Annotated in this window: 27 protein-coding genes; 14 read left to right on the forward strand and 13 right to left on the reverse strand. The window is 61.3% G+C overall.

Features of this window, described 5'->3' with window-relative positions:
• Positions 1-37: 37 nt before the first annotated feature.
• Genes C3Y91_RS34820 through C3Y91_RS34830 form a run of 3 tightly spaced genes read left to right on the forward strand, consistent with a single transcriptional unit; the run spans position 38 to position 1,185 of the window.
• On the forward strand, positions 38-289 hold the full coding sequence (locus C3Y91_RS34820; RefSeq protein WP_018074241.1) for a ribbon-helix-helix domain-containing protein: 252 nt from the start codon (positions 38-40) through the stop codon (positions 287-289).
• Positions 273-608: a type II toxin-antitoxin system RelE/ParE family toxin gene (locus C3Y91_RS34825; protein ID WP_024320838.1), complete on the forward strand. Its 336-nt coding sequence runs from the start codon at positions 273-275 to the stop codon at positions 606-608. The genes C3Y91_RS34820 and C3Y91_RS34825 overlap by 17 nt, the downstream gene beginning before the upstream one ends.
• Positions 598-1,185 carry a class I SAM-dependent methyltransferase gene (locus C3Y91_RS34830; RefSeq protein ID WP_164020921.1) on the forward strand — a complete coding sequence of 196 codons (588 nt, stop codon included), beginning with the start codon at positions 598-600 and terminating at the stop codon, positions 1,183-1,185. The genes C3Y91_RS34825 and C3Y91_RS34830 overlap by 11 nt, the downstream gene beginning before the upstream one ends.
• 49 nt (positions 1,186-1,234) lie before the next feature.
• On the opposite strand, the gene ilvC is transcribed toward C3Y91_RS34830, so the two are convergent.
• The gene (gene ilvC, locus C3Y91_RS34835) at positions 1,235-2,293 is read right to left on the reverse strand and encodes a ketol-acid reductoisomerase (protein ID WP_018482866.1); all 1,059 of its coding nucleotides are present in this window, start codon (positions 2,291-2,293) and stop codon (positions 1,235-1,237) included.
• Between the two features lie 10 nt (positions 2,294-2,303).
• Entirely contained in the window at positions 2,304-2,969 is a 666-nt protein-coding gene (locus tag C3Y91_RS34840) for a TetR/AcrR family transcriptional regulator (RefSeq protein WP_018074237.1), read from the reverse strand.
• A 141-nt stretch (positions 2,970-3,110) separates the two neighbouring features.
• Between C3Y91_RS34840 and C3Y91_RS34845 the strand changes: the two genes are divergently transcribed.
• Positions 3,111-3,590 carry a hypothetical protein gene (locus tag C3Y91_RS34845; protein ID WP_174826507.1) on the forward strand — a complete coding sequence of 160 codons (480 nt, stop codon included), beginning with the start codon at positions 3,111-3,113 and terminating at the stop codon, positions 3,588-3,590.
• Between the two features lie 23 nt (positions 3,591-3,613).
• Positions 3,614-3,979, forward strand: coding sequence for a DUF4087 domain-containing protein (locus C3Y91_RS34850; RefSeq protein ID WP_075224065.1), 366 nt, complete (start codon positions 3,614-3,616; stop codon positions 3,977-3,979).
• Positions 3,980-4,059: 80 nt separating this feature from the next.
• Here the strand turns inward: C3Y91_RS34850 and C3Y91_RS34855 are convergent, their stop codons facing one another.
• The 3 genes from C3Y91_RS34855 to C3Y91_RS34865 form a co-directional block, all read right to left on the reverse strand.
• Complete coding sequence (locus C3Y91_RS34855; RefSeq protein WP_075224066.1) at positions 4,060-5,742, reverse strand: hypothetical protein; 1,683 nt, start codon at positions 5,740-5,742, stop codon at positions 4,060-4,062.
• The gene (locus C3Y91_RS34860) at positions 5,742-6,800 is read right to left on the reverse strand and encodes a glycosyltransferase family 2 protein (RefSeq protein ID WP_075224067.1); all 1,059 of its coding nucleotides are present in this window, start codon (positions 6,798-6,800) and stop codon (positions 5,742-5,744) included. Before C3Y91_RS34860 ends, C3Y91_RS34855 begins: the two co-directional genes overlap by 1 nt.
• A gap of 180 nt (positions 6,801-6,980) precedes the next feature.
• Positions 6,981-7,889 (reverse strand): AraC family transcriptional regulator, encoded by a 909-nt coding sequence (locus tag C3Y91_RS34865; protein ID WP_018074232.1) that lies wholly within the window; start codon positions 7,887-7,889, stop codon positions 6,981-6,983.
• Positions 7,890-8,092: 203 nt separating this feature from the next.
• Here C3Y91_RS34865 and C3Y91_RS34870 point away from each other — a divergent pair, with 203 nt between their 5' ends.
• Positions 8,093-9,139, forward strand: a complete 1,047-nt coding sequence (locus C3Y91_RS34870) for an NAD(P)-dependent alcohol dehydrogenase (RefSeq protein WP_011652713.1) — start codon at positions 8,093-8,095, stop codon at positions 9,137-9,139.
• A gap of 110 nt (positions 9,140-9,249) precedes the next feature.
• Here the strand turns inward: C3Y91_RS34870 and C3Y91_RS34875 are convergent, their stop codons facing one another.
• The 4 genes from C3Y91_RS34875 to C3Y91_RS34890 all read right to left on the reverse strand — a co-directional run bounded on the left by C3Y91_RS34875 (position 9,250) and on the right by C3Y91_RS34890 (position 14,456).
• Complete coding sequence (locus C3Y91_RS34875; protein WP_018074230.1) at positions 9,250-10,332, reverse strand: acyltransferase family protein; 1,083 nt, start codon at positions 10,330-10,332, stop codon at positions 9,250-9,252.
• Between the two features lie 129 nt (positions 10,333-10,461).
• A complete protein-coding gene (locus tag C3Y91_RS34880; RefSeq protein ID WP_168576354.1) occupies positions 10,462-12,408 on the reverse strand; it encodes an elongation factor G in 1,947 nt (648 codons plus the stop codon).
• Positions 12,409-12,617: 209 nt separating this feature from the next.
• Entirely contained in the window at positions 12,618-13,883 is a 1,266-nt protein-coding gene (locus C3Y91_RS34885) for an NAD(P)/FAD-dependent oxidoreductase (RefSeq protein WP_018074228.1), read from the reverse strand.
• A 108-nt stretch (positions 13,884-13,991) separates the two neighbouring features.
• A complete protein-coding gene (locus C3Y91_RS34890; protein WP_018074226.1) occupies positions 13,992-14,456 on the reverse strand; it encodes an Lrp/AsnC family transcriptional regulator in 465 nt (154 codons plus the stop codon).
• A gap of 157 nt (positions 14,457-14,613) precedes the next feature.
• On the opposite strand from C3Y91_RS34890, the gene C3Y91_RS34895 reads away from it, so the two are divergent.
• The 5 genes from C3Y91_RS34895 to C3Y91_RS34915 all read left to right on the forward strand — a co-directional run bounded on the left by C3Y91_RS34895 (position 14,614) and on the right by C3Y91_RS34915 (position 18,851).
• Positions 14,614-15,333: an aspartate/glutamate racemase family protein gene (locus C3Y91_RS34895; RefSeq protein WP_024320830.1), complete on the forward strand. Its 720-nt coding sequence runs from the start codon at positions 14,614-14,616 to the stop codon at positions 15,331-15,333.
• Positions 15,334-15,565: 232 nt separating this feature from the next.
• On the forward strand, positions 15,566-16,483 hold the full coding sequence (locus C3Y91_RS34900) for a bifunctional helix-turn-helix transcriptional regulator/GNAT family N-acetyltransferase (protein WP_024320829.1): 918 nt from the start codon (positions 15,566-15,568) through the stop codon (positions 16,481-16,483).
• Positions 16,484-16,543: 60 nt separating this feature from the next.
• Positions 16,544-17,167 (forward strand): TetR/AcrR family transcriptional regulator, encoded by a 624-nt coding sequence (locus C3Y91_RS34905; protein ID WP_018074223.1) that lies wholly within the window; start codon positions 16,544-16,546, stop codon positions 17,165-17,167.
• Between the two features lie 110 nt (positions 17,168-17,277).
• Positions 17,278-18,486 (forward strand): MFS transporter, encoded by a 1,209-nt coding sequence (locus C3Y91_RS34910; RefSeq protein WP_018074222.1) that lies wholly within the window; start codon positions 17,278-17,280, stop codon positions 18,484-18,486.
• A 131-nt stretch (positions 18,487-18,617) separates the two neighbouring features.
• The gene (locus tag C3Y91_RS34915) at positions 18,618-18,851 is read left to right on the forward strand and encodes a DUF6429 family protein (RefSeq protein ID WP_018074221.1); all 234 of its coding nucleotides are present in this window, start codon (positions 18,618-18,620) and stop codon (positions 18,849-18,851) included.
• 48 nt (positions 18,852-18,899) lie between these two features.
• Here the strand turns inward: C3Y91_RS34915 and C3Y91_RS34920 are convergent, their stop codons facing one another.
• Positions 18,900-19,316: a winged helix-turn-helix transcriptional regulator gene (locus tag C3Y91_RS34920; protein WP_018074220.1), complete on the reverse strand. Its 417-nt coding sequence runs from the start codon at positions 19,314-19,316 to the stop codon at positions 18,900-18,902.
• Positions 19,317-19,439: 123 nt separating this feature from the next.
• Between C3Y91_RS34920 and C3Y91_RS34925 the strand changes: the two genes are divergently transcribed.
• Positions 19,440-20,327 carry an SDR family oxidoreductase gene (locus C3Y91_RS34925; protein ID WP_018074219.1) on the forward strand — a complete coding sequence of 296 codons (888 nt, stop codon included), beginning with the start codon at positions 19,440-19,442 and terminating at the stop codon, positions 20,325-20,327.
• A 61-nt stretch (positions 20,328-20,388) separates the two neighbouring features.
• Here the strand turns inward: C3Y91_RS34925 and C3Y91_RS34930 are convergent, their stop codons facing one another.
• Positions 20,389-21,141: a pyridoxine 5'-phosphate synthase gene (locus C3Y91_RS34930; protein WP_020397661.1), complete on the reverse strand. Its 753-nt coding sequence runs from the start codon at positions 21,139-21,141 to the stop codon at positions 20,389-20,391.
• A 450-nt stretch (positions 21,142-21,591) separates the two neighbouring features.
• Between C3Y91_RS34930 and C3Y91_RS34935 the strand changes: the two genes are divergently transcribed.
• Complete coding sequence (locus C3Y91_RS34935; protein WP_024320828.1) at positions 21,592-22,284, forward strand: MerR family transcriptional regulator; 693 nt, start codon at positions 21,592-21,594, stop codon at positions 22,282-22,284.
• Positions 22,285-22,400: 116 nt separating this feature from the next.
• Here C3Y91_RS34935 and C3Y91_RS34940 read toward each other — a convergent pair whose 3' ends face one another.
• Together C3Y91_RS34940 and C3Y91_RS34945 are read right to left on the reverse strand one after the other, a co-directional pair.
• Positions 22,401-23,528 (reverse strand): ATP-dependent DNA helicase, encoded by a 1,128-nt coding sequence (locus C3Y91_RS34940; RefSeq protein ID WP_018074216.1) that lies wholly within the window; start codon positions 23,526-23,528, stop codon positions 22,401-22,403.
• A 73-nt stretch (positions 23,529-23,601) separates the two neighbouring features.
• Positions 23,602-24,525 (reverse strand): LysR family transcriptional regulator, encoded by a 924-nt coding sequence (locus C3Y91_RS34945; RefSeq protein WP_024320827.1) that lies wholly within the window; start codon positions 24,523-24,525, stop codon positions 23,602-23,604.
• A gap of 132 nt (positions 24,526-24,657) precedes the next feature.
• On the opposite strand from C3Y91_RS34945, the gene C3Y91_RS34950 reads away from it, so the two are divergent.
• Positions 24,658-25,137, forward strand: coding sequence for a carboxymuconolactone decarboxylase family protein (locus tag C3Y91_RS34950; protein ID WP_018074214.1), 480 nt, complete (start codon positions 24,658-24,660; stop codon positions 25,135-25,137).
• The last annotated feature ends 21 nt before the right edge of the window (positions 25,138-25,158 follow it).

The raw sequence follows: 25,158 nt of genomic DNA on the forward strand, positions 1-25,158 counted from the left end.
GGCTGAAAACCGGCGTGGGCGGGCGGCACCGAATCCAATGGCGAAAATGACGATCTCGCTTCCGGATAATCTGGCGGAATATGTCGAAAACCGTGTCGCAAGCGGCAGATACAGCAGTGCTGACGCATTCCTGGCAGAGCTCATTCTGAAGGATCAGCTCCATCACAAACTTGACGACGAAGAACTGCGCAACATCCTGAGACAGGCTGAGGAAAGCGGCCCGAGCGATCGACGCATTCCCGACATCCTGTCGGAAACGAAGGCGAAGCTGCGTGACAACAACCTATAGGCTGACCCGAACCGCGGACGCCGTGCTATCAGGCATCGACGAATATGCTTGCCTCAACTTCGGCGAGGCGCAGGCAGACGCCTATCTTCTCGACTGGGACAGGATTTTCGTGCTTCTTTCCCACGCTCCCTCCATGGGAGAAGAGTGCGACGAACTCGGCGCTGGCCTTCGCCGCCTCCTCCACATGCGCCACGTCGCCTTCTACCGGGTGACATCGGAAGGGATTGTCGTCATTGACATCATCGACGCGGACCGGCTTCCCGAAAGACATCTTCAATCCAACCGACGCCCCCGATCGGCCGAACAGCATGCCTCTTGAGCGCACCTCCGCCTTCTATGAGGAAAATGCCGAGACATATGCCAACCGGGCGCGCAGCCTGCCGAAGCAGCGGCTCGATGCCTTCCTCGCCGGGCTTGCCCCGGGTGCTGCAATCCTCGAACTCGGCTGCGGCGGCGGGCAGGACAGCGCCTACATGCTGTCGCAGGGTTTCGAAGTTATGCCGACGGATGGCTCGGCCGAGCTTGCAAGACAGGCCGAAGCGCTGATCGGCAGGCCGGTCAGGGTCATGCTGTTCCAAGAGCTCGACGCCGACAGCGCCTTCGACGGAGTCTGGGCGCAGGCAAGCCTACTCCACGTCCCGAGGCCCGAGCTGCCCGATGTCTTCGCCCGCATCCGGCGCGCCCTAAGGACGGGCGGCATCATTCATGCGACCTTCAAGGCAGGCGATGCGGAAGGCCATGACGGCTTCGGTCGTTATTACAACTACCCCTCCGCCGAATGGCTGTCGGAGCTTTTGACGAAAGGCGGCTGGCGGAACATCGCCATCAGCGAGAGCGACGGCGGCGGCTACGACGGCAAGCCAACCCGCTGGCTGACCGTCAGCGCAGAACGGTAAAGGCCGGAGCTTTCGCCCCGGCCTTAAACTGCAACAGCACAGAAAGTGCTTAGTTGACCGACTTGTCGACCAGCTTGTTCTTGCCGATCCAGGGCATCATGCCGCGCAGCTTGGCGCCGACTTCCTCGATCTGGTGGCTGTCGTTCAGGCGGCGGATGCCCTTGAAGCGCGAGCCGCCGGCGCGGTATTCCTGCATCCAATCGGACGTGAACTTGCCGGTCTGGATGTCCTTGAGGACGCGCTTCATCTCGGCCTTGGTCTCGGCGGTGATGATGCGCGGACCGGAGACATATTCGCCCCACTCGGCCGTGTTCGAGATCGAGTAGTTCATGTTGGCGATCCCGCCTTCATAGATCAGGTCGACGATCAGCTTCACTTCGTGCAGGCACTCGAAATAGGCCATCTCAGGAGCGTAACCGGCTTCAACCAGCGTTTCGAAACCGGCGCGGATGAGCTCGACCAGACCGCCGCAGAGAACGACCTGTTCGCCGAAGAGGTCGGTTTCGCACTCTTCGCGGAAGTTGGTTTCGATGATGCCCGAACGGCCGCCGCCGACGCCGCAGGCGTAGGAGAGAGCAAGTTCAAGCGCATTGCCGGACGCGTTCTGGTGAACGGCAACGAGGCAGGGAACGCCGCCGCCCTTCTGGTATTCGCCGCGAACCGTGTGGCCCGGGCCCTTCGGTGCGATCATGACGACGTCGACCGAAGCCTTCGGCTCGATGAGGCCGAAATGAACGTTGAGGCCGTGAGCGAAGGCGATTGCCGCGCCGTCACGGATGTTGCCGGCGATGTCAGCCTTGTAGATGTCGGCCTGCAGTTCGTCCGGGGTGGCCATCATCATCAGGTCTGCCCAGGCGGCAGCTTCGGCAACCGTCATGACCTTGAAGCCATCGGCTTCGGCCTTCTTGACGGTCGGCGAACCGGCCTTCAGCGCGATGACGACGTTCTGGGCGCCGCTGTCCTTGAGGTTCAGCGCATGGGCACGGCCCTGCGAACCGTAGCCGATGATGGCGACCTTCTTGGACTTGATGAGGTTGAGATCGGCATCACGATCGTAATAGACGCGCATTTGAAGTTCCTTCCCTTTGCTTGTCTTGTTGACTGTCATTAAAGCGGAATCAGCCGAGAACCGGCATCTCCGCCAGAACCTTGTCCGTGCCATAGAGCCTGAGGAAGGCGGTGACCGCCCTCTCCGCCTGGCGTGCGGTATCCTTGAGGCCCGGTTCGCCGAGCAGCATGCGCACATGCAGGTCGGAAACAACAAGGCCGTAAAGCGTGTGATAAGCCTCGTCGGCATCGGAAAAACGCAGGAGCCCTGCCCTCTTCCCGGCATCGATCAGCGCCATGGCGCGCCGGTCGATCTGGCGGCGGCCGCGCTCGAGCAGCAGCTTGCCGAGTTTCGAGCCGTCGCGGTTCGACTGGCCAATCGCCAGCCGGTTCAGGGCCAGCGAGACGTCGCCGGCGAGCACTTCCAGCAAGTCACGCGCAAAAATGACGACATGGTCGTGCAGGCTCGCCGCCGTCAGCCGCTCGCCGTTGCGTTCGAAGGTGCGCACCTTGCTTGCCTGATAGGCGATCATCGCAGACAGCAGCCCGTCGCGATCACCAAACCACTTATAGAGGCTTTCCTTCGAACAATTGGCGGCGCGCGCAACGCCCGAAGTCGTCAGCGCCTTCTCGCCGCCATCGACGAGCAACTGCAGCGCCTGCTCCAGAACGGCGTTCTGGCGCGGCGAAAATTCGCTCGGCTCTGCGGTATCGACGGACACGATCATGGCTCCCATATACGTACCGTACGGTACGGTTCGTGAGGTTTATGCGATAAACCGATCAGGTCGTCAAGAAGTCCAGATAGATTTTTTTAATACGGGAAACCGCGATGAAACACCAGAATGGGATAGGCGCGAATCCTCGGCGATCGCATAATGTCGCGCTACGCCATTTGCCCGGAGGCTTCGATGTCACGCCTGTCTGCAGCTCTTCTCCTGCTCGGAGCAATTCTCCTTGGCGGCTCAAGCGCTCTCGCGCAGTCCGACAGCGACGTCTATAACCGCATCGAGGAACTGCACGGCGATGCCGCAAGCTTCGACCGGTCGCTGCGCCAACTTGTTCGGGCGATGCGCTCAGGCGACGCCGAGACCATCGCCGGCCTTGCCGAATACCCACTGACGGTCAAGGCCAACGGCGAGACCTACGACGTCGAGAGCGCTGAAGATTTCATCGACAATTTCGACGATCTCGTGACGCCGGAAACGCGCCGCGCCGTCGGACGCCAGCAATACGAGGATCTCTTCGTCAATAGTGACGGCGTCATGCTCGCCGGCGGCGCCGTCTGGATGGGCGCGATCTGCGAGGACAACGCCTGCGAGGCGAGTCACTGGGCGATCATCGCGATCAACAATTAAAATCTGGCGACGAGGAAAAGCCGATGAAATACCGGATAGCCGCCGCAGTCATCACCGCAGCTCTCGCCATCGCCGCAAACGCACAGGCCGCCGAAATGCGCTGCGGCTGGATCGAGAATCCGACGCCCGCCAACTGGTGGCTGGAGGACGCGGAGAACACCTGGACGATCATGACCCAAGGCGACGATGCCGGCGAGGTGGAAGGCATGGAGCTGATCTCCGACATCTCCGAACATGATTATGTCAAGACCAACGGCAATTACGGCTATGCCTGCGCATGCATGAGTGTGGAAACTGATGGCAAGGACCGCATCACCCGCATCCTCTCCTTCCGCCAGCTAAAGCTCGCCAAATGCCGTGCCGACAAGGCGCTGAAATTCCCCGGCTGACCAACTCATCGCCATACCGGATGGCGGCCGCGATCATGAGCCAATCGTCCGGAGGCAGTTGATCCGCGAAGAGCCGCAGCCTATGACGCCGTAGCGCAACCAGCGGGGATCAAGAGAGGCTCTGCCGGCATCGCCTTGTCGATCGCGTAAAGCTTCGCGAAACCGGCATCCTCGACCAGCGTCAGGCCCGCCGGCATCAAGGTGCCGACATAGCGGTCGGGGATATCGGCGTTGGCGACAAGGATGAAATCGAAGCGTCTGCGCCAGTCCGACAGATAGGGCGTGAAGCCTTTATATTCCTGCATCATTGCCGGGCATGAAAGCACGCCGATCGACAGCAGATTGCCCTCGGGAACCGCGATCTCAGACCATGGCGACAGAACGGATAGCGGCTGCTTGCCTTTTGCCGTGAAGAGCGTCGGCACGAAAGCTCGCGAGAACGGCACAGCAAGCGTCGGCAGGTGCCGGAAAGTATCCAATCCCCAGGAAAAATGGCGGTTGGAGTGGGCAAGACCGCTCACTGTCTCGGGTTCGTGTCCCAAGGGCAGCACGGCCGCGCCGGCAGGCACCTTTTTAAGCACAGTCTCGACGGCTGCAACGTCCTTCTGTGCCAGCCACCAGTTCCAGCCGACCCAGCCGGTGCGGCCGAAGACCGCGAGATTGATGATGAGCGCCAGCAGAATCGCCTGCCGGCGCGTGAGATTGGCGAAGGGGCACACCATCGCCATGGCGACGAGCGCCGTCATGATCGGAAAGCGCCAACTGATCCATCCGGTGCCGAGCATGTGGCGAGGCGAAACACAGGACAGAAGCAGCAGGCCGCAGGCGGCGACGGCAAGCCCGGCATGCATGCGGATATCGCCCGCGCGGACGGCACGCATGCAGATGAGGATCAGTGGCAGAACCAGCACGACATCCACCACCGGAACATAGGTCGTGATGGCGGAGAGCAGATTCAGGGCGATCAGGACGATGCCGTCGTTCCAGGCAAGGCCAAGGCCGTTGCCACCGGCGTTGGGCAAAGCCGCCGTATGGAGATAGAGCGCGAACGGCGGCAGGACGCAGGCGCCAAGCGCCAGCGCCAACCGGCCGGCGAGCCGCATCAGACCCGCCTTCGATCGCACTATATCGATGCGCCAGGAAAATTCGAGGCCGCAGACGATCGCCATATAGAAGCCAAGCGCGAAGAGATGCATCACCGTCAGCAGCAGCGCGGCGGCGAGCCGCCAGGCAAAGACCAGGGCGGGATTTCTACCCTGCAGCCGGAGATCGATGCAGGCAAAGCCGAGCGCCATGCCGAGGCCGATCTGGAAGTTGATGAAGCCGCCGATCATGGTGGCGCACCAGCTAAGCGACAGCATGGCGGTCTGCCAGTGGTGCCGGCCACCGAAAAGCGCGCGGTGCAGGCCGATCGCGCCCAGTGGCGGCAGCACGATCGCCAGGAAAAGCAAAGCCCGCGCAAGCCTGTCGGCACCGACAAGCGGCCCCAGCCAGGTGGCTAGAAGATCGATCCCGACATTGGTGAAGGTGCGGTTCCAATCGACCGCATAGATCTCAGGAAACGGCTGCTCGCCGATCCCGCCTGAAAGGAGCCAGATACGGGCGTAATGATTGGGGTAATCGAGAATTGGCGGAAAGGGAAACAGGAGAACCAAAGCCGCGGCAAGTCCGACGAAAGCGACGATCGCAACGGTGGAGTCCTGTCTGGCAATCAATTTCTCAGGCCCGGCTGCGGCCAAGGCAGGAGCGGCGATCCGGTCCATTATCCGATCCGGCTGTTCTTTTGCGAGCGCGGTGGCTCTTCGGATGCAAAGGCCGCATCCAGCGCCGTGCGCCTGTCGCTGGCGCTCATCTCCGAGAAAGCGATCGACAGTTCCGCGTGTTCACTGCCGCGCACGATCGTCTCGACCATGAACATCGGCCGCCTCTTGCTCTCCTGCACCAGACGGCCAAGATACTCGCCGATGATGCCGATGCAGATCAGCTGGATGGCGCTGAAGGCGCTGACCGCGGCCATGATCGACGACCAGCCGGTCACCGTCTCGCCCTGCAGCCAGCGAACGAAGGTGTAGACGAGCAACGAGATCGCGACGCCCGCGCTCATCATGCCAAGCCATGTGGCTATACGCAGCGGTGTCGTTGAAAAGCTGGTGATCGCATCCAGGGCAAAATTGATCATCTTGCGCAGAGGATATTTCGTCGTGCCGGCAAAACGGGCGTCACGCTCGTAGGGAAGAGCCACCTGCCTGCCGCCGATCCAGCTGACCATGCCACGGATAAAGCGATCGCGCTCCGGCATCGCCAGCAGGATATCGACGACACGCCGGCGCATCAGCCGGAAATCACCGCTATCGCGCGGGATGGTCACGGAAGCGAGCTTGGACAGGGCGCGATAGAAAAGCGAAGCGGAGGCGAGTTTGAACCAGGTTTCGCCCTGGCGGCGCGTGCGCTGGCCGTAAACAACGTCGGCGCCGCGCTCCATGATCGGCATCATCATCAAAAGCAGCTCGGGCGGATCCTGAAGATCGGCATCGATCAAAAGCACGCGCTCGCCCCGCGATGCGGCAAGACCCGCCGTCGATGCCAGCTGGTGGCCATGATTGCGCAGAAGACGAATACCGAGCACCTGCGGCACATCAGCCGCCAGGTTCGAAATGATCTCCCAGGTGCGGTCGGACGAGCCGTCATCGACGAGAATGAGCTCGAAGGCATCGCCGGCAACGCTATGAGCCGCGGCGGCGGAGCGGCGGCAGAACTCGCGCAGCCCTTCTTCCTCGTTGTGACAAGGTGCGACGATGGAAAGAAAGGGTACTTGCGTCATGCTGACGTCGGTGCCTGCTTGATGTTTGGCGCCAGACTAGCGACGAAAGGTCAAACATCCTTTAACGATTGGATGCCTGTCGCAGGGCCACCTCTCCCTCCGCAGCCATCGGACTGTAGCTTGCTTCGACCGATCAGACGACAAAACTCGACAATACATGGCTTCCAGACGTGCGCTGCTCTATTCCGCCGCCATGACGTCGCGGGCGCCGTCGACATCACGGGCCGGCGAGGCGCCGTAGAGGCGGCTGTATTCACGGCTGAACTGCGACGGGCTTAGATAACCGACGCGGTGGCCGGCCGTGCCCGCATCGAGGCGCTCCACGAGCATCAGACGGCGTGCCTCGTGCAGGCGAAGCTGCTTCTGATACTGCACCGGCGTCATCGCCGTGACCGATTTAAAGTGATGATGGAAGGACGACACGCTCATGCTGACGCGGTCGGCAAGGTCTTCGATGCGCAGTGGCCGCGCGAAATTCTCCTTCAGCCATGCGACGGCGCGCGCGACCCTGTTGCTGTGGCTGTCTGCAGTGGCAATATTGATCAGCCGCGCGCCATCCGGCCCGGTCAGCACCCGGTAGAGGATTTCCTGCTCGATCAGCGGCGCCATGGCAGGAATGTCGCCTGGACGATCGAGCAAGCGCAGCAGGCGGACGGCAGCATCCAGGAGCTCCGGCGGAGCGACGTTCACCGCCATCCCGCGCTGCCCGTCGGTATCCGCGGCCGGGCGCGGAATATCGATGCGACTGAGCAACTCCAGCAGCTTTTCGGAATCGATTGCCAGCCCCAGGCAGAGATGCGGAACCTCAGGGCTCGCCTCCGTGACGCGCCAGGCGACCGGCAGGTCGAGCGAGGTCAGCAGATAGTCACCAGTCCCGTAGCTGATAAGTTCAGTGCCGAGGCGCAAGCTCTTGGCGCCCTGCAGTACAAAGGCAAAACAGGGCCGGTAGCTGCTATGCAGCGGATCGCTGGGCTTGGACCGACGGCTGATGTGAAGATTGCCGATATCAGTCGCGAACTCACCGTCACCAGCCGCGAAGCGCATCGCGATATCGACAATTTCCTGATAGGGGCTGAAAGGCAAAGTCATGCGGCAACTCTTTCTGTCAACTGTCTGACGCCAGCGATACCGCTCTATCTAGAGTGCCTTGGCCATTTCGCAAACAGGCCGGCGCCTCACTTTTGCAGGATCGTGCAAAAAGCTGAGAGGATCGCTCTAACCCTCTGACGCAGTTCCGGGCAATAGTCCACCATCTCTTTCAACCCCCACCACAATCGAAAAGGATGGTTCCCATGCCTATTGCAAGAGGCTACGCCGCGACCGACGCTTCCAAGCCGCTGACCCCTTTCACCTTCGAACGCCGTAACCCGAACCCCGACGACGTCGTTATCGACATCAAGTTTGCCGGCATCTGCCATTCGGACATCCACACTGTCCGCAACGAATGGAAGAACGCCGTTTATCCGATCGTGCCCGGCCATGAGATCGCCGGCATCGTCTCGGCTGTCGGTTCCGATGTGACCAAATTCAAGGTCGGCGATCGCGTCGGCGTCGGCTGCTTCGTCGATTCCTGCATCGGCTGCGCCGAGCGCGACCTCGATCGGGAACAGTATATGCCGGGGCTCGCCGGCACCTACAATGACTTCGAAGCCGACCGCAAGACACGGACCCAGGGCGGCTATTCCGACTCGATCGTCGTCAGGGAAGGCTATGTCATGTCCATTCCGGACAATCTGCCGCTCGATGCCTCCGCGCCGCTGCTCTGCGCCGGCATCACGCTCTACTCGCCGCTGCGCCACTGGAATGCCGGCCCCGGCAAGAAGGTTGCGATCGTCGGCATGGGCGGCCTCGGCCACATGGGCGTCAAGCTCGGCGCCGCCATGGGCGCCGATATCACCGTTCTCTCCCAGAGCCTTTCCAAGAAGGAAGACGGGCTGAAGCTCGGCGCCAAGGAATATTACGCCACCAACGACCCGGAAACCTTCACGAAGCTTGCCGGCACTTTCGACCTGATCATCTGCACCGTCAGCGCCGAGATCGACTGGAATGCCTATCTCGGCCTCCTGAAGGTGGATGGTTCCTTCGTGGTGGTCGGCGCGCCGGAAAACCCGATCCCCGTGCATGCCTTCTCGATCATCCCCGGCCGCAAGAGCATATCCGGCTCGATGATCGGCTCGATCAAGGAAACCCAGGAAATGCTCGACTTCTGCGGCGAGCACAACATCGTCTCCGAGATCGAGAAGATCAACATCCAGCAGGTCAACGAAGCCTATGAACGCGTCCTGAAAAGCGACGTCCGCTACCGCTTCGTCATCGACATCGCCTCGCTGGCGGCTTAAGAAAACGACAGGCGGCTCTTTCGGGGGCCGCCCACCTGCTCCGGCGCAAGGTGCCCGTGACATCGGCCGTGTCGAAGTGCGCGTAGTCCCCTGTTGTCAATCTTGGGCGACTAGATAGGCCTCCAACGAAGCCACAACTTTCGGCCAGGGGACTGTATCGAGATGGCAATAAGGTGCGCCATCAACAATGACAGGGGCAGAACGAATACCACCAAGGGAATTGCATCTCGGTGGCATTCACCGCCCCAAGAGGTGTTTCCGAGCCCTAGATAATTACGCAAAGCAAAGCAATCGCCCACTCCGTACGTTGCGAGAAGAATAAGCAGCGGGACGTGCACGAGGTAGAGAGGATAGGATATCTCACCCATCCAAGTGGCGATGCGTTCCAACTGTGCATTTCTTGCCAGACCCAAGCCAAACCAGATAATCATTGGGTGAGCGGCAAATGTCAGGAGCAGATAGTATTTTCTCTCGGTGAGAACGAATTCCGAATAAAGCGCCGTGAGAGCGGCCACCAAAATCCAGCCGGGCCAGGCAGCAAGCCTGATGCGCAAGCCTCGTCGCCAAAGACAACTGATAAGCACTCCGCCATAGAAAGATGCCAGCACCCGGGGAAAGCCCCCGACAATATCGCCCCAAACGGAGCCCGGCGGGTACCGAAAGTACCACAACGCAACGACGAACGCTGGCGCCGATAGCACAACGATAGAAACGGCCAGCCGAAGACGAGCCGCGGTGAATAGAAAGACTGCGTTGGCCACGACTTCAAAGAACAACGACCATGCCGGGCCGTTCAAGGGCAGAATGCCGAGAACGGTGTCCGACGGCGCGGGAAGGACGAGCAGGCTGGTAATCGAGGAAACGGCAAAAGCGCTGACGCTCCAGTTCTCAAGATGACCAATCAACGGGAAAACCGAAACAGCGCCTAGCAATGTGCAAACCAGGTAGACAGGATACAATCGCGCAATACGGTGACTAATGAAATTTCGGCGGCCGTCCTCCTGTAACAGGCTCTCGCCGTATCTTTCCGCCAAAACGAAGCCGCTTAACATGAAGAAAAGATCGACAGCAGCATAAGCGACGGGAAATATATTACTGGAATGATAGACGAGTACGAGTATTGCAGACGCCCCACGCAACAAATCGAGCATCCAGAAACGATGCTTTCCATCAGCGTCTACGTCAATTGTCATGCAAACATCTCACGCTCTATTCCAAGACAGCGAGCTACCATTATTCGATGCAGAGACCTTTGGCGAGGAAATAACTCTGCATCAACGTTCACTATACACCGCCGGACCACCTCCAGATCAGGGCTGTACTCAAATGGGGACACCCCGCAGACGCAGCAGATATTCGGCACCGTTAAACGGATCGGGGCCGGAGCGCCCACGCAAGCGCGGCTGGCCGGCAACCGGGGCGTAGTGATCGAAAGAGGTTTCCATGGTTCCGGCCCCGCTCGTCAGGCCCGGCAATTGCTGCTGAACGCTTTGGATCACCTGAGACGCCATGGTGCCCTCGAGCCGGGCGACGCCATCGGCGATCACCGAATCCATCGTCGCCGCTGCCGATTTCGCAAGCAAAGTGAGCACACCGCTCAAGCTCTCCATGGGCGTTTCGAGATGAAAGCGGTCGATCGGCTCGCAGAGGACGGTTTGCGCGGCCGACAGTGCATCTGCCAGCACCCAAGGCGTGAGCTGCCGGAAATCGGCGGTAGTGCTTGCAGGCGAGCTGTGCCGGGCTGCCGTCATCGCCACGTGGCAATCGATGACCTGCCAGCCGAAAACGCCCTGCTTCAACGTTTCGAACACGGTTTCTTCGACTGCCCTGTAAAAGCTGGCGGGCATCTGGCCGACATCCACTTCGAGCGCAAAGCTGTTGCCCGCCCCGGGAGGGCGCGGCTCGACGCGCAGGCCGACGGTTGCCAGGAAGGGATTGGGTTCCTTGAAAAGGATCTGCAGGCCGGCCCCGGTCCCGGCGGGCCTCTCGACCAGGATGACAGTGCTTTTCTCGAACCTTGCCTCAAGGTTGAAATCCATCAGCAGGGTCGATTGGATAACCTCCTTCTGCACCTCGCCGTAGAGCGACACGAAGACTTCGTCCGCCTCCTCGTTCCGGCGCAGATTGATCAAGGGATCCTGTTCGGCCATCTGGTTCAGCGCCAGCCAGAGCGCCGCCTTGCCGGAAGGCCGCCGGGCAAGAACCCGGGTTTCGAGCGTAGGTGGCGCGAAATGAGCCCACCCGCCCGCGGGATCTCCGCCCACCGCATCCCCGATGCGGGCACCGACAAGGCCGCTGATGCGCGCAATCTGCCCGGCGCGGAGGCTCTCGGCGCCATGAACCCGGCCGGCCTCGAACACATGGATGGCGGTCACCCGTTCCGGGCCTCTGGGCAGGTCCAGATATTGCCGGAGCCGCACCGTGCCTGAGGCCAGGTAGATGTAGGAGAGCTTTTCCCCGCCCCAGCCGCGTTCGATCTTGAAGATCTTGCCCGCGACCGGACCATCCGGATTGGGGCGCCGCTCGGGCAGGATCTTCGCAATGGCCGATGCCAGGGCGGGGATGCCGACGCCGGTCATCGCGGCTCCTGCGAAGACGGGATGCACGAGGCCGCTCGCCACCTGATCGGCTAGGCAGCGCCCGAGCCTTTCCTCCGTCAGCCAATCGGGAGCGAGTACATAGTCATCGAGCAGCGCCTCATCGTTTTCCCCGAGGGTCTCGCAGAGCGCCGAAAAGAGTGGCTCGTCTCCCAGAGCAAGCGTCTCCACCCGGACAAGCTTGGCTCCCGCATCGATGACCGAAGACATGGCGATGGGGCGGACCGCCAGCTGCGCGGCAAGGGCCTCGACAACCTCTTGATATCGCGCGCCGAGACGATCGACCTTGTTGACGAAGAAGATGAAGGGAACGCCAAGCCGCCGCAGCGCCCGCACCAGCACCCGCGACTGGGCCTGTACGCCTTCGACCGCCGAAACGACGACGACAGCGGCATCCAGCAATCCGAGCACCCGCTCGACCTCGGCAATGAAATCCGGGTGACCGGGCGTGTCGATGAGATTGACGATCCTGTCGCCGATCGTGAACGACACCACCGCGGCTCTGATCGTGATGCCACGTTGCCGTTCGAGTTCGAGAGTGTCCGTCTGTGTATTGCCGGTATCGACGCTGCCGAGCTTGTCGATGACGCCGGCGTCAAAAAGCAGTCTTTCGGTAAGGCTAGTCTTGCCTGCATCCACATGGGCGAGGATGCCCAGATTCAAAGTGCGCATGAACCACCAACTTCTCAGAATTTCGAATGTGATTTTCGTGAGAAGTGAATCGGCGCATTGGAACCTCTACTCGCTGTAGCTACGGCTGGATGCGTAACCCTGGTGGTTTTCGGAAGACGCGGGGCAAACCCTAAGGGCGGATCCGAAGATATGTCAAGTTTGGCTACATCGCTGCTTCGAGGCTTGGCCTCTGAAGGACGGGAGAAGAGTTACCCCTCCTCCCGCATCGTCTCTCGCTGGGTGATTAGCCGGGCGCTGTGCTGGCCGCTCAGATAGATCCACAGCCAGCTCCAGGCGACGGAGAAGCGCGAGCGGGTGCCGATCAGGAAGTAGATATGGGCAAGTCCCCAGATCCACCAGGCGAGCCAGCCCTTCAGCTTGATCCGGCCGAAATCGATGATCGCAGCACTCTTGCCGATCGTCGCCAAGCTGCCCTGATGCCAGTAGCGGAAGGGCGCCGGCGCCGGCTTGCCGGATATGCGGGCGCGGATCACCTTGGCGACGTATCCGCCCTGCTGCTTGGCGGCGGGCGCAATGCCCGGCACCGGCTTGCCGTCCTCGCGCATGACCGATGCGGTATCGCCGACGACGAAGACCTCGGGCAGCCCCGGCGCGCTGAGATCTTTCTCGACCACGACGCGCCCTGCCCGGTCGGCCGTAACACCCAGCCACTGCGCCGCCGGCGAGGCGGTGACGCCGGCTGCCCAGACGATCGTCCGGCTGGCAACGAAGGTCTCGCCGATCTTCACGCCGTCGGCGGTGCACTCGGTCACCGGCTTGCCGAGATGGATCTCGACCCCGAGCTTCTCCAGCGCCTTCTGCGCATAGGCCGAAAGCTCTTCGGCGAAGGTCGGCAGCACCCGCGGGCCGGCCTCGACCAGCACGACGCGGGTCTTGCGCGTGTCGATGTTGCGGAACTCCTTGGGCAGCGTGAAATGCGCGAGCTCGGCAATGATGCCGGCCAACTCGACGCCGGTCGGCCCGGCCCCGACGATGGTGAAGGTCAGCAGCGCGTCGCGCACGGCGGGATCGCTCTCCATCTCCGCTCGCTCGAAGGCGAGCAGCACGCGCCGGCGAATCGTCGTCGCGTCCTCCAGCGTCTTCAGGCCCGGCGCCACCGGCTCCCATTCGTCATGGCCGAAATAGGCATGCGTCGCCCCCGTCGCCAGCACCAGCGTGTCATAACTGAGAGTCATGCCGTTGCGTAGGGAAACCGTCTTGGCGCCGCTGTCGACGCCCGTGACCTCGCCGAGCAGCACGGTCACGTCAGGCCGGTCGGCATAGAGACGACGGATCGGCCAGGCGATCTCGGAGGTGGACAGAATGGTGGTCGCCACCTGATAGAGCAGCGGCTGGAAGAGATGGTGATTGCGCCGGTCGACCAGCGTGATCCTGACACCCGCGCCTTTCAAGCCGTTGACGAGCTGCAGTCCACCGAAACCGCCGCCGACAACGACGACATGATGATCGCTCATGACCTACCCCTTTGCGCCATTTCGCTCAAAGCCAATGTGGCCTTCGCCGCGATGGTTGCAACCGCCGTTTCGGCATACCTCCCCTGCATCCCGGTCGGTGGAACCGACTCAATCGGCATAGCCCACGGGTATCGCCATTCCATGTTTCAATTCTTCCATCGAAATCGACGCGGAGACATCAAAGAGTTCGAGCCGGCGAACGATCTGCTTGTAGATCACATCGTAGTGCTCGACGCGCGGCAGGACGATCTTCAGGATGTAATCGTGATTGCCGGTCAGCCGGTGCGCCTCGACGATCTCCGGAATGTCGCTGATGATCCTGCGGAAGGTCTCCGTCCAGTCGTCGGAATGGTGCGCCGTCTTGATGAGTGCGAAGACCGTCGTCGGTACGCCCATTTTTTCCCGGTCGAGCACGATGATCCGCCGGGCGATATGGCCGCTCTCCTCCAGCCGCTGGATGCGCCGGGAACAGGCCGACACCGAAAGCGCCACACGCTCGGCAAGATCGGTCACGGATATGCCTGCATCCTTCTGCAGCATGTCGAGAATGCGCCTATCGCGATCGTCAAGCATGTGTCTAAACTGAACCTCTCGCCGAATTTTTGCATAAACTCGTAAAACCACGCAAAATAATATCACGTATTTCACAGAGATGACAAACAACGCAAACACGTCGCGCCGGAATCGCGGCATCATTCCCGACAGTTGAGAAGCATGGGAGCTTGAAGAAATGGAAATGATCGGACTGATCGGCGGCATGAGTTTCGAAAGTTCGGCGGTCTATTATCGCCTCGTCAACGAGATGGTGCGCGACCGCAAGGGTGGCCTCGCCTCGGCTGAACTCATCCTGCATTCGGTCAATTTCGAAGAGATCGTCGCGCTCCAGAAGGCCGGCGACTGGGATATGGCCGCCTCGCGCCTCGGCGACGTGGCGCTGCGCCTGCAGATCGCCGGCGCCCGCTGCATCCTCATCTGCACCAACACCATGCACCTGATCGCCGACAAGGTCGCAGACAAGATCTCCGTGCCGCTGATCCACATCATCGACGAGACGGCAAAATCGCTGCATGCGAGCGGCCGCAAGCGCCCGCTGCTGCTTGCCACCCGCTACACGATGGAGCACGGCTTCTACGGCGACCGCATGAAGGGCCTAGGCCTCGACATCATGGTGCCCGATGCCGGCGACCGCACCACCGTGCACGACATCATCTTCAACGAGCTCTGCGCCGGCAAGGTGCTCGACAGTTCGCGCGACAAGCTGATGGCGGTGATATCACGCGCCATCAATAACGGCGCCGACAGCATCATCCTCGGCTGCACCGAAATCTGTCTGATCCTCGATCCCGACCACCTGCCGTTGCCGGGCTTCGACACCACCGCGATCCATGCGCGGGCGGCGGTCGATTTCGCGCTCGGTGCAGACGAAGAGGCAGAAGAGGAAGCGGCCTGAAGGCCTACGGACAATTTAGTTGACCCAGTCAACCAAATGCACGACAAAGTCTCTGTTCGGAGATTTTTGCCAGTTTGCTGACACCTCGTTCTCTCCTCGGCGTCATCCTCGGCCTTGTGCCGAGGATCTGCCACGCATCGACGGGACGCAGATGCTCGGGACAGCCCGAGCATGACGAAGGAGGAGTTGGCCGACTTCGTCTCGCAAGAATCTCCATCTGGAGATTCTTGCCATGCCCGATATCGCCCTCCTCGAAACCGCTCGCGATTTCAACCGGTTCTATACGAACTTCCTCGGCCTCTTGAACAAGGCCTATCTCGACACCCCCTTCACGCTGACCGATGCCCGCATCCTCTTCGAGGTCGGCTCGCATGATGGCGTCACCGCCGCCGCCCTTGTCCGCGACCTGCAGCTCGACCCGGCCTATCTCAGCCGCATCCTCAAGCGTTTCCGCGCCGAGGGGTTGATCGAGACCAGCCCCGATCCGGCCGATCTTCGCAGCCAGGTCATCATTGTCACTGACCAGGGACGCGGGACGTTCGAGGAACTCGGCCGGCGCTCCAATGCGCAGATCGCCGCCCGTTTCGACCGCCTGGCGAGCGGCGAGCCGGAGGCGGCCGTCTCCGCCATGTGCACGATCCGCGCCCTGCTCGACCCGGCGGCAAAACCTGCGCCGGCAATCATCCGCGCTCACCGGGCCGGCGATATAGGCTGGATTGTCCAGAGCCAGGGCCGCTTCTATGCCGAGGAATATGGCTGGGATCTGCGCTTCGAGGCGCTGGTCGCCGAGGTCGCCGGCAAATTCCTCGCCAATTTCGATCCGGTCAAAGAATATTGCTGGATCGCCGAGCGCGGCGGGGTCAATGTCGGTTCGGTCCTCGTCACCAATGGCGGCGACGGCGTCGCCAAGCTCCGCCTGCTCTATGTCGACAAATCAGCCCGCGGCCTCGGTCTCGGCAAGCTGCTGGTCGATGAATGCATCCGCTTCTCAAAACAGAAGGGCTACCGCGAGCTTTCGCTCTGGACCAACGATATGCTGGAGACCGCCCGCGCCATCTACGTCAAGGCGGGTCTCCGACTTGTCTCCGAGGAGAGACATCGCATGTTCGGCCCCGAAGCGAACGGCCAGAACTGGGTGCTCGATCTCTGAATTTGCTGCGTCGCAGAAATTTCACTTGATTTGGAAACGTTCATTCCCTAATTAGGCGCAATGACCGTTGCCAATCTCACACCAGAAGCAAAGACCCGCAGCCGTGGCCGTCCGCGCGAGTTCGATATGGACGCAGCACTGGATGCGGCGCTCCGCGTCTTTTCCGAACGCGGCTATCACGCCACCTCCATCAGCGAGTTGACCGAAGCAATGGGCCTTGCTTCGGGGAGCATCTACAAGGCATTCAAGGATAAGCGCGGCATCTTTCTTGCTGCTTTCGCCCATTATCGAAAACTCGGCCGACGGCGTCTGGAAGCGATGATCGCGTCTGCGAAGACCGGTCGCGAGAAGGTCTTCCAGATGGTGATGTATTATACCGAGCTCTCCTATGGCGAGGCCGGCCGCAAAGGCTGTCTCGTCGTCGGCGGCGCCAACGACTTCGCCCTGCTTGACGAGGAAGCCGCTGCCCACGTCGTGACTGCCTTTACCGCGGACGAAAAGCTGATGGCCGATCTCATCCGCATCGGCCAGGAAGACGGCAGCATTCCGAAGACGGCAGACCCGGATGCCGCCGCCCTCGCCTTCCTCTGCTTTACCAAAGGCCTGCGCGTCATCGGCAAAACAGGGCGCAGCAGGGAAGAGATGCAGTCCGCGGCCGAGGCCGCGATGAAGCTCGTGACCTGAACAGTCCACACCGTGGACGAGAGAAATACCGGCATTCGGTCAAGGATCGGGTGGCCGCAGCCAGCATTTTTGCATTCAATCCTTTCAATCTTTGAATACCGGAGTTTCTGATGAGCATTTCAGCCACCACGCCGGATAAGGCCATTCCCAGGGCGCTATCCCCCTGGCTAACCTTCCTTTTCGCCGCCGCCTGCGGGCTGGTGGCCGCCAATCTCTACTATGGCCAGCCGCTGGCCGGTCCGATCAGTGCCGATCTCGGCTTCACGCCTGCCGCCACCGGCCTGATCGTCACGTTGACGCAGATCGGCTACGGCCTCGGCCTGCTGCTGATCGTGCCGCTCGGCGATCTCACCGAAAACCGCCGTCTGGTGTTGATGCTGATCGCCGTCTCCGCCGTTGCGCTCATCGGCGCGGCGCTGTCGTCGACGCCCACGGCCTTCCTCGTCGCTTCGCTCTCTATTGGTCTTTCATCTGTCGCAGTTCAGGTCCTGGTTCCTTTCGCTGCCAACATGGCGCCGGATGCCACGCGCGGCCAGGTCGTCGGCAACGTCATGAGCGGCCTGCTCTGCGGCATCATGCTCGCCCGCCCCTTCGCAAGCTTCGTCGCCGAGGCCTCCTCCTGGCACGTGGTCTATTACGTCACCGCAGCGCTCATGCTCGTGCTCGCCGTCGTCTTGCGCATCAACCTGCCGGTTCGCGTGCCGAAGACGAAGCTGCGCTATGGCGAGTTGCTCGCTTCTATGGGCCATCTGGCGCTCACCTCCCGCGTGCTGCAGCGCCGGGCGCTCTATCAGGCCGGCATGTTCGGTGCCTTCAGCCTGTTCTGGACGACGACGCCGCTGCTGCTCGCAAGCCCGGCCTTCGGCCTGACGCAGAACGGCATTGCCCTCTTCGCCCTCGCAGGTGCTGCCGGCGCCGTCGCTTCGCCGATCGCCGGCCGGCTTGCCGATCGCGGCATGACAAAGATCGCCTCGACGCTTGCCATGCTGCTCGGCATGGCCGCCTTCCTGATCAGCCATTTCGCCGTAGACGGCTCGCTCACCGCGCTGCTGCTTTTGACGGCAGCGGCGATCCTCCTCGATTTCGGCGTGACCACCAATCTCGTCTGCGGCCAGCGCGCCATCTATGCGCTAAACCCGGAACACCGCAGCCGGCTCAACGGCCTGTTCATGGCGACCTTCTTTGCCGGCGGTGCGCTGGGCTCAGCACTCGGCGGCTGGGCCTATGCGACCGGCGGCTGGACGATGACGGCCTGGATCGGCTTCTGCTTCCCGGCGCTGGCCTTTCTGCTGTTCCTGACGGAAGGACGCGGTGAGTAAGGCGCCATCAATCCAGGATCGAACGTCTAAAACCTTGACAGAGCCAACTTATGGATGCCCACATCCAGGAAGCAGCGTATGCATCCGTTTGAGAGCTGCAGAATTTTCGCCTTTTTACATGGGATTCTGGCATGGAGATAGACGAAGAAAAAATCGACGATGCTGTACTCGCATTGTTATGGCTGACGCTACATGACGGAGACCGCGCCTGGAAGGGTTTTGACTGGGGCGTGATGGACCGTTTGCATCAGAAGGGTCTGATTGCAAATCCCGCAGGCAAGACCAAGTCTGTCGTTCTGAGCGACGAAGGTTTGCGAAGATCGGAGGAATTGTTCCGCGCTCTGTTCATGCGGCCAACCAAATAATTGCTGTTTCCGTTTCCAGAAAGGCGGAATTCGCTTTTATCAACGGCACTAGCCGCTGACGGAATCGAAATGCGAACGGGCGGCGCGAACGGCATCATGGTTCGCTTCCGCCCAATTCAGAAGCTGCGACAGCGGTTGGTAGAGCGAACGTCCAAGTTCGGTCATCGAATATTCGACGCTCGGCGGCTTGGTCGGGAATACCTCGCGGTCGATATAACCATCCCTCTGCAGGTCGCGCAGCGTCTGCGTCAGCATGCGCTGCGAAATATCGGGGATCATCCGCCGCAGCTCGCCGAAGCGATAAGGCCGATCCGCCAGCACCTCGAGCAGCAACGTCGACCATTTGCCGCCGATCTGCTGCATCATGTCCCTGACCGGGCAATTGCCGAAATCGAGGCCGGCGAGATCGATCTCGCGCCGCGCCCCCGGCACCCTGTTCTTCAGACTGACGACCGCACCACTCATCTGCTGGTTCCCTTTTGGTAACGTAGAGCTGAAAAACTGCCTCCTTTACACAGCCTAGTCAATTCCTATTCTAGTGTTACTCTCTTTTCGAGACTACCTGCACAACACGGAAGGAAACGACGTATGAGCGAAATCATCCTGGTCACCGGCGCTGCGGGGCAGCTCGGCCAGCGTGTCATCCATCACCTCATCGAGACCTACAAGGTTGCCCCCGGCAACATCGTCGCGGCGACACGCAGCCCGGAAAAGCTCTCCGAACTCGAAAAGAAGGGCGTCGTCACCCGCAAGGCCGATTTCGATGACGCGGCAGGCCTGGGGCAGGCTTTCGCCGGCGTCGCTCGCCTGCTGATCATCAGCACCGATGCGCTGGACACTCCCGGCAAGCGCCTCGCCCAGCACAAGGGCGCCGTTGCAGCGGCCGTCAAGGCTGGCGTCAAGCACATCGCCTACACCTCAATGCCGGCGCCGGACAATTCGCTTGTCACCTTCGCGCCCGATCATCTCGGCAGCGAAAACGCCATCAAGGCAAGCGGCATCGCCCATACGATCATTCGCGACGCCTGGTATCACGACAATTACCTGCACGGCATGCCGCACAACCTGCAGGGCGGCAAATGGTATAGCGCCACGGGTGACGGCAAGATCTCGACGATCTCGCGTGACGACTGCGCGCTGGCGATCGCCGCAGCCCTTGCCTCCGGCACCTCGGAGAGCGTCACTTATACGCTGACCGGCGCGCAATCGCTGAACAACCGGCAGATCGCCGCCATCGTTTCCGATGTCGCCGACAAGCCGCTCGAGGTGATCGACGTCAATGATGAGCAGCTCGGCCAGGGCATGCGCGGCGCCGGCCTTCCCGGTTTCGTCGCCGACATGCTGGTTTCGGCCGACGCCAACACCCGCGCCGGCAAGTTCGACATCGTCACCGAAGACTTCACCAAGCTGACCGGCAAACAGCCGCAGCCGCTGAAGGATTTCTTCGTCGAACACAAGGCGGCTCTGACCGCCTGAGGCGGGATAAGGCCGCCTGGAAAGCTCGCCTTGCACATCAGGGGCGGGCTTTCTTCAATGATCAGATCGTCTGACCGCAGGCCCGGCAGAAGCGCCGCACCGTTTCCGCCATGCCGTATTCCAGCGCATCGGCGGTCAGCCCATGGCCGATCGAAACCTCGGCAAGAGCGGGAATGCGCTTCACCAGCGCTGGCAGGTTTTCCACTGTCAGATCATGGCCGGCATTGACGGCAAGGCCGATTGCGACGGCTGCATCCGCCGTCCGTCCAAGCGCTTCAAGGATCGGGCCTGCCCGCTCCGGCGCATCGAAGCAACCGCCATAGGGGCCGGTATAGAGTTCGATCCGATCGGCGCCGACCGCCTTGGCGATCTCAACCGCCTGTGCGTCCCCGTCACCATCGGCAAACAGCGACACCCGGCATCCCATCGTCTTCAGCCGCGCGACGGCATCGGTCAGGAACGCCTGGTGCTTGCGGAAATCCCAGCCGTGATCGGAGGTCGCCTGGGCGGGATCGTCAGGCACCAGCGTCACCTGCTCGGGTGCCGCGCCGGCGCAGAGTTCGAAGAATTCCTCTGTGGGATAGCCCTCGATATTGAACTCGGCCTTGGGGAATTCGTCGTCGATCAGGTTGCGGATCACGGGCAGGTCGGAAAAGCGGATGTGCCGCTGGTCGGGGCGCGGATGCACCGTCAGCCCGCTCGCACCGGATTTCAGCGCGATACGCCCGAGCGCTTCGACGCTCGGCCAGGGCAGGTCGCGCCGGTTGCGCAGCATGGCGACGGCGTTGAGGTTCACGGAGAGCTTGGCGGGCATGGCGAGATCCATCGGTCACGGAAATGGGAGGCCTGCTTTTAAGCCAAGTGCTCCGCGATGGCCAACGAGATTCACAAATGGATGCGATGCCAATCGCTGATGGGCACCGAAATTACGCTGAGCATTTGCCGCACGCGTACCGCAGATAGTAAATCCCGTCATCTTTGAAGAGGACCGCGAGATCCCGCAGTGCAGCACATGTTTTTGTGCAACACACCCAAGAACCCGGCAAAATATGCAGGTAAAGTTGCTATCCCATTTAAAAGAGATTATTTTTAGCACTTATAAAAAAGATCGTTCACGCATAACGTGGACATCGTATCGCGTAGAGTACGCCGCGTACTGCTTCTTTCCCACTGAGAAGAACGCCTAGAGGAAACCCCACTCGCCGCGCATGGGAAGCAACTGGCAAAACCGCATGAGGTGCAACAACATGCCCCAGGAGGGTTCATGCCAGACGGTTCCAAACGCCTGTTTGCCACCGCCGGTATCGCTTCGGAGGCCCGATCGAAATATCGGTTCCTGCCTTCGGCCGCGCTACCGCCGGATCTACCGGACGGTCCGGTGCCCATTGCCGAGATGGCAAACGCATTCGGCGTCACACACAGGACACTGCATTTCTATGAAGAGAAAGGGTTGATTTCAGCCAACCGCATCGGTCTGATGCGGGTCTACGGACAGGACGACGTGATGCGCATGGCCGTGATCACGGTCTGCCGCGATACAGGCATGCCAATCGCCGTCATCCAGGAACTGATGGACGAACTCCGCAACGCTGATTCGCAGGAAGCGGCCGAGACGATCTTCCGCGAGGCCCTGCAGGTGCGCAAGCGCGAACTGACGGCCGAGATGTCGACGCTGCACCGCCAGCTCCAGCAGGTCGGCGACCTCCTGGATTACGACGGCAGCATCGAGGAGCCGCCGCTGAACGACAATCAGGACAGCGCAAGCCTGACCCCGCAGGAGCGGCGTTGCCTGGAACTGATGGCGGAGGGTTATTCCACCCAGCGCATCGCCCGGGCGCTCGACCTGAAACATGACGAAACCCGTGACCTGGAGGCCGGAATCATCCTGAAATTCCGCGCCAACAACCGCTTCCAGGCCATCGCCAAGGCAGTTCTGCTCGGCATCGTGCAGGCCTGAATCACGCCCCGACGGCCGCCACCGTCTCCTCTTTCTTCTGCCCGATCAGCAGATACGATCTGGTCGCGGGTGCGACCGGGATCACGAGTGTGATCGAGATCCCGGATGTGATCGGGTCAGCGGACGATCGTCAGCGTCTCCGCCGCGCGCGTGATCGCAGTGTAAAGCCAGCGTTCCCGGGTATCGCGAAACGCCCAGCTCTCGTCGAAGAGCACGACATCATTCCATTGCGAACCCTGCGCCTTGTGAACGGTAAGCGCATAGCCGTAGTCGAACTCGTCATAGCGCTTGCGGGTGTTCCAGGGGATCTCACCTTCGACATCCTCGAACGCCTGTTTCAGCAGCTTGATCTTGGCAGCTCCCCGGTCCATGTCATCGTCTTCGGGGCGGACGAGCAGATTGATGCCGGGCTTCGTCGTTTCCTTGGATGAGGTCATCACCTGCCAGAGCGAACCGTTGAGCAGGCCCTTGGCCGGATCGTTCCGCAGGCAGACGAGCTTGTCGCCGGTCTGGGGATAATCGGCATTGAAGCCTTTCAGCTCGCGCAGGCGCTGATTGTAGCGCCGACGCGTCCTATTGGTGCCGACGAGCACCTGATCGGCGTCGAGGACCAGTTGCTGCGTCACCTCGTTCTTCGAGATCACCTTGGCCGTGCCGTAGTCGCCGTACATCACCTCATTGCCTTCGCGCACCTGCATGGCGAGCTTGATGATCGGATTGTCGCGCGCCTGGCGGTGGATATCGGTGAGCAGGTAGTCCGGCTCCTGATTGGTGAAGTAGCCGCCACCTGTCACCGGCGGCAGCTGGCCTGGATCACCGAGCACCAGGATCGGCGTGCCGAAGCTCATCAGATCCTTGCCGAGTGCTTCGTCGACCATCGAGCATTCGTCGACGATGATCAGCGCCGCTTTCGCGACCGGGCTTTGCCGGTTGATCGAAAACATCGGCGCAATCGACGTCTTGCCTGTTTCCTCGTCTTCCACCGCCTCCTCACCGCGCGGCCGGTAGATCAGCGAATGGATCGTCCGGGCGTTGGAGGCGCCGCGCGAGCGCAGCACCTGCGCCGCCTTGCCGGTGAAGGCGGCAAACAACACGTCGCCATCGACATTTTCGGCGAAATGCTTGGCAAGCGTCGTCTTCCCTGTCCCGGCATAGCCGAACAGGCGAAAGAGTGGCGAGCGCCCTTCCTTCAGCCATTTCGAAACAGCCTTCAGGGCTTCGTCTTGTTGCGGCGCAAATTGCATGATCGCAGGACTTGGCAGGATTCGCGGGATTTAGGCAAGGCGGAAAACGGCAAATCGCCCGGCCAGTCGATCATCAGTTCCACTGCGGGTCCGCGCCGCTCGCGCACATCGACGGGTCCTGCCCAATAGCGTCGATGAGAAAATCCAGAACCGTCTTGACGCGCAGCGGCATGTTGCGCCGCGAGGGATAGACGACGGTAACCGGCAGCCGGCTCGGCTGGAAATCCTTCATCACCGGGACCAGCCGGCCGGCGGCGATATCGGGCATGGCGATGATGTGCGAAAGCACCGCAAGACCCGCTCCAGCAAGGGCTGCCCGGTGAATGGCGACGGCATTGCAGGCGGTCAGCCGCGGTGAGATCCGGACCGATATGTCTTCCGAACCGTTCGAGAAGGACCAGGTATTGGCCTCACCTGCCCTGTTGTAGCACAGGCATTCATGGTCCTTGATCTCCTTCGGTGCGCGGGGAGCCGCCCTGCGCGCGAGATAAGCGGGAGATGCAACGAGGAAGGCGGTCGTCCAGCCGATCCGCCGGCAGACGAGGCTGCTGTCGGCAACCTGGCCCAAGCGCACTTCGAGATCCAGGCGCTCCTCGATCATATCCGAGCCCTGCTCCCTGAAAATGAGTTCGACGGAGAGCTTTGGATGGGCGGCGAGAAGATCGCCGAGCCGCTCGCTGAGACAGAGGCCGAGTGGTGCTGGAACGCTGAGCCTGACCTTTCCCGAGGCCATGGCTCCGTCCGATCCGGCCGCATCGCCAAGCTCCTCAACCGCTTCGAGAATCCGCAGCGCCATCGGCAGCATCCGCTCCCCCTCTGCCGTCAGCGATAGGCCGCTCGTCGTGCGATGCAGCAGGCGGGTGTTGAAATGGCCTTCGAGGGCGGCGACCTGTCGCGAGACCGCCGGCTGCGTCACGTCGAGATCGTGCGCCGCCGCCGAGAACGAACCCGTCTCCACGACGCGCCGAAACGTCCGCAATGCCGATACGATATCCATCCCCGCCCCCTCATACTTTTGCGCATAGGCCTTATGCAGCCAGACTAAGCGAGAATGGCTTTACAGTCTAGCAATTAAGGATATCTTTTATCCATAAGGATATTTGATATCCTTAATTAGAGGAGAAGTTACATGACCCAGCGACTGAACTACGCCCAGCAGTCCCCCGAGCTTTTCAAGAAATTCATGGAATTCAGCATGGCGCTGAAGAGCAGCGTGATCGACGAGAAGCTGCAGGCCCTCGTCGAGATCCGCGCTTCGCAGATCAATGGATGCGGCTTTTGCCTCGACATGCATGTGAAGCAGGCCAAGATCCTCGGCGAAACCGAACTCCGGCTTTATCACGTCGCCATCTGGCGGGAATCGACCCTGTTCATCCCCCGCGAGCGCGCAGCGCTTGCCTGGACGGAAGCTCTGACGAAGTTGCCGGAAGGCGGCATTCCCGATGAGATTTACGAACGGGTTCGCGGCCAGCTTTCCGAGAAGGAAATCTCGGACCTGACTTTCGTCGTCATGGCGATCAATGCCTGGAACCGCGTCAATGTCGGCTTCAAGACCGTACCCGGCGCGGCCGACAAGGCTTATGGCCTCGACAAGGCCGGCCTGAACTAAACCGCGCAATTCATTGAGAAG

Source organism: Rhizobium ruizarguesonis (assembly GCF_012349115.1).
In the GTDB taxonomy this organism is placed as follows: Bacteria; Pseudomonadota; Alphaproteobacteria; order Rhizobiales; family Rhizobiaceae; genus Rhizobium; species Rhizobium ruizarguesonis.

Excerpts from the sequence above, each read along its gene's own strand:
- C3Y91_RS34820 (WP_018074241.1), top strand. The coding sequence starts at position 38 with ATGGCGAAAATGACGATCTCGCTTCCGGATAATCTGGCGGAATATGTC.
- C3Y91_RS34830 (WP_164020921.1), top strand. The coding sequence starts at position 598 with ATGCCTCTTGAGCGCACCTCCGCCTTCTATGAGGAAAATGCCGAGACA.
- ilvC (WP_018482866.1), bottom strand. The coding sequence starts at position 2,293 with ATGACAGTCAACAAGACAAGCAAAGGGAAGGAACTTCAAATGCGCGTC.
- C3Y91_RS34840 (WP_018074237.1), bottom strand. The coding sequence starts at position 2,969 with ATGGGAGCCATGATCGTGTCCGTCGATACCGCAGAGCCGAGCGAATTT.
- C3Y91_RS34845 (WP_174826507.1), top strand. The coding sequence starts at position 3,111 with ATGTCGCGCTACGCCATTTGCCCGGAGGCTTCGATGTCACGCCTGTCT.
- C3Y91_RS34850 (WP_075224065.1), top strand. The coding sequence starts at position 3,614 with ATGAAATACCGGATAGCCGCCGCAGTCATCACCGCAGCTCTCGCCATC.
- C3Y91_RS34855 (WP_075224066.1), bottom strand. The coding sequence starts at position 5,742 with ATGGACCGGATCGCCGCTCCTGCCTTGGCCGCAGCCGGGCCTGAGAAA.
- C3Y91_RS34860 (WP_075224067.1), bottom strand. The coding sequence starts at position 6,800 with ATGACGCAAGTACCCTTTCTTTCCATCGTCGCACCTTGTCACAACGAG.
- C3Y91_RS34865 (WP_018074232.1), bottom strand. The coding sequence starts at position 7,889 with ATGACTTTGCCTTTCAGCCCCTATCAGGAAATTGTCGATATCGCGATG.
- C3Y91_RS34870 (WP_011652713.1), top strand. The coding sequence starts at position 8,093 with ATGCCTATTGCAAGAGGCTACGCCGCGACCGACGCTTCCAAGCCGCTG.
- C3Y91_RS34875 (WP_018074230.1), bottom strand. The coding sequence starts at position 10,332 with ATGACAATTGACGTAGACGCTGATGGAAAGCATCGTTTCTGGATGCTC.
- C3Y91_RS34880 (WP_168576354.1), bottom strand. The coding sequence starts at position 12,408 with ATGCGCACTTTGAATCTGGGCATCCTCGCCCATGTGGATGCAGGCAAG.
- C3Y91_RS34885 (WP_018074228.1), bottom strand. The coding sequence starts at position 13,883 with ATGAGCGATCATCATGTCGTCGTTGTCGGCGGCGGTTTCGGTGGACTG.
- C3Y91_RS34890 (WP_018074226.1), bottom strand. The coding sequence starts at position 14,456 with ATGCTTGACGATCGCGATAGGCGCATTCTCGACATGCTGCAGAAGGAT.
- C3Y91_RS34895 (WP_024320830.1), top strand. The coding sequence starts at position 14,614 with ATGGAAATGATCGGACTGATCGGCGGCATGAGTTTCGAAAGTTCGGCG.
- C3Y91_RS34900 (WP_024320829.1), top strand. The coding sequence starts at position 15,566 with ATGCCCGATATCGCCCTCCTCGAAACCGCTCGCGATTTCAACCGGTTC.
- C3Y91_RS34905 (WP_018074223.1), top strand. The coding sequence starts at position 16,544 with ATGACCGTTGCCAATCTCACACCAGAAGCAAAGACCCGCAGCCGTGGC.
- C3Y91_RS34910 (WP_018074222.1), top strand. The coding sequence starts at position 17,278 with ATGAGCATTTCAGCCACCACGCCGGATAAGGCCATTCCCAGGGCGCTA.
- C3Y91_RS34915 (WP_018074221.1), top strand. The coding sequence starts at position 18,618 with ATGGAGATAGACGAAGAAAAAATCGACGATGCTGTACTCGCATTGTTA.
- C3Y91_RS34920 (WP_018074220.1), bottom strand. The coding sequence starts at position 19,316 with ATGAGTGGTGCGGTCGTCAGTCTGAAGAACAGGGTGCCGGGGGCGCGG.
- C3Y91_RS34925 (WP_018074219.1), top strand. The coding sequence starts at position 19,440 with ATGAGCGAAATCATCCTGGTCACCGGCGCTGCGGGGCAGCTCGGCCAG.
- C3Y91_RS34930 (WP_020397661.1), bottom strand. The coding sequence starts at position 21,141 with ATGCCCGCCAAGCTCTCCGTGAACCTCAACGCCGTCGCCATGCTGCGC.
- C3Y91_RS34935 (WP_024320828.1), top strand. The coding sequence starts at position 21,592 with ATGCCAGACGGTTCCAAACGCCTGTTTGCCACCGCCGGTATCGCTTCG.
- C3Y91_RS34940 (WP_018074216.1), bottom strand. The coding sequence starts at position 23,528 with ATGCAATTTGCGCCGCAACAAGACGAAGCCCTGAAGGCTGTTTCGAAA.
- C3Y91_RS34945 (WP_024320827.1), bottom strand. The coding sequence starts at position 24,525 with ATGGATATCGTATCGGCATTGCGGACGTTTCGGCGCGTCGTGGAGACG.
- C3Y91_RS34950 (WP_018074214.1), top strand. The coding sequence starts at position 24,658 with ATGACCCAGCGACTGAACTACGCCCAGCAGTCCCCCGAGCTTTTCAAG.